This window comes from Streptococcus oralis (assembly GCF_003943395.1).
Classification (GTDB): Bacteria; Bacillota; Bacilli; order Lactobacillales; family Streptococcaceae; genus Streptococcus; species Streptococcus oralis_BF.
This window is the reverse complement of record NZ_RJPJ01000022.1, coordinates 1-1,877: the sequence shown is the minus strand read 5'-3', so window position 1 is coordinate 1,877 and position 1,877 is coordinate 1. Positions and strand designations below refer to the sequence as shown.

Genomic DNA, 1,877 nt, shown 5'->3' with positions numbered 1-1,877 from the left:
CCTCTAAACTAGTTAAATCATCAATTTTATTTTGGACTTGTTCAATCATATTCTCTAGATATGATATTTGGGCAATGAAATCATTTGTTATATCTTCAAAATCATGCGGACTATTTTCCGCAGATATAAGAAAATCTAATTGTTCTATTTTTTCTTTAATTTTGCTAAGAGGAATTCTTCTATACATATACTGTGGTTCATACTGAAGATTAAATTGTCTAATCAAAGTTTTACCTTTAATAAAGCGATTTTTTTCTGCTAAATCTTTATGGTATACATAGTAAGAACTAGTTTCTCTGATAAATACTTTAACTTTTTCCTCTTCCATATTAATCTGAATATTTGGTACAAAAATAAGTCCTTCTTGTCGGATGCCAAACTGTACCTTAATGTACATTCCATCGTCCACTACTTCTTCTATTTGATTAAGATTCAACTCTACCTCAAACTCATGAACTGCATCCCTATTTCTCTTGAAATCTTGATAGGATTTCCATACCACCTCTTCTGTCGGCAACTCTTTTTCTTTAATTAGCTTTTCTTCATTGTAAAGTTCAACTAAATTTTTATTATCTAAGACAACAGTTTCATTTTTGTTATTAAAATAGTCTTGAAAATAACTAACACTATACCGATTCGTTTTTACCAATTCCTGCTCTGAAATCTTAATCCCATCAAATTCAAATAGAACATGTTTTTGTTTCGGAATTATTTTTAATCCAAAAAATTCTGCTCGTTGAATCAATTCATTCATATTCTTCATTTTTGGAAGTAAAAATTCTAAGATGTTTATGATTTCCCTTTGAACAAACTTTTTCTTAAAATAAGTTTCATTATAAGGTTGTTTTCTACTCAATTTACTATCACGTACGACTTGTTTCATATTTGAATCAGTCATAAAAAAAGTAACATGCTTGTGTCTAAAATCAATTTTTAAATGTAAAGCTTTTGCTTTTTTCTTGAAATCTTCAAAATTTTTCGAGTTCTCGATTAGAAAATATACTCGTTGTTTTATTTCATATTTGAAATTTGTTTTGCGATAAACTTCATACTGACGATGCGAATAACGATTTTCTATAATTTTTGCCCCTGCAATTTTTGAAAGACGATCAGAAACCATTCGTAGATTATGTTCTGCCTTATAATCCCATAGAAACTTTTTATCAGAATTCTGATCAATTGAATTTAGGATGATGTGATTGTGGATATGATCTTTATCGACATGAGTTGCTACAATGAAACGAAATCTACCTCCTGTCAACTCTTTAACTGTCTCCTGACCAATCCGATTGATTTGTTCAGGAGTGAGGTGGTCATCTGGAGAAAAGGACTGAATGATGTGATGAGAATGAATTTTTCGTTGATTTACTTCTTGCCTATCATGACGAAATTCATAAAGAGTATCATTACTTAAAAAATTATCATTGTACATCCTCACTAGTTCTTTATAACTAGGAAAATCTAAATAATTTCTCATACCAAAATCTGAAACTAGTGTTAGATTTTTTGTTTTACTTGGATTCAAAATATATTTGATTAGTTTACTACGATAATTTTTTCCATGAATAGCAAAGTGTTTAGTGATGACCATAAAATTTCCTCAATTTTTCAGATTGAATAAGAAAATCTTTCTCCACTTCTACTATTAACTCTTCTATACCTTTTCTCAACTCATTTAATTCAACTTCCGTTATTAAATTCGAATAATTGATGCTTCTGGCCATTTTAATTATTTTCTCCTCGTTTTCTTTCTTCCACTAAAATATCTTTGAAATCGTCATCTTGCCAAAGTGTGAAAAAAGTAATTCCACCAACTATAGCAGAGACCATCACACCTGTAAGGCTACTTCCACGCTTTTTCGAAACCAGTTTGTTTA

The 1,877-nt window shown here is 29.6% G+C and carries 1 protein-coding gene and 1 pseudogene; both read right to left on the bottom strand.

The features are described from left to right. Positions 1-1,591: SAG1250 family conjugative relaxase (locus D8802_RS09915; protein WP_125395723.1), on the bottom strand; the 1,591-nt coding region annotated here is incomplete at its 3' end. Further along, positions 1,578-1,727, bottom strand: a pseudogene (locus D8802_RS10465) (plasmid mobilization relaxosome protein MobC); the annotation flags it as partial. The gene D8802_RS09915 and the pseudogene D8802_RS10465, both read right to left, overlap by 14 nt. Positions 1,728-1,877 lie beyond the last annotated feature (150 nt).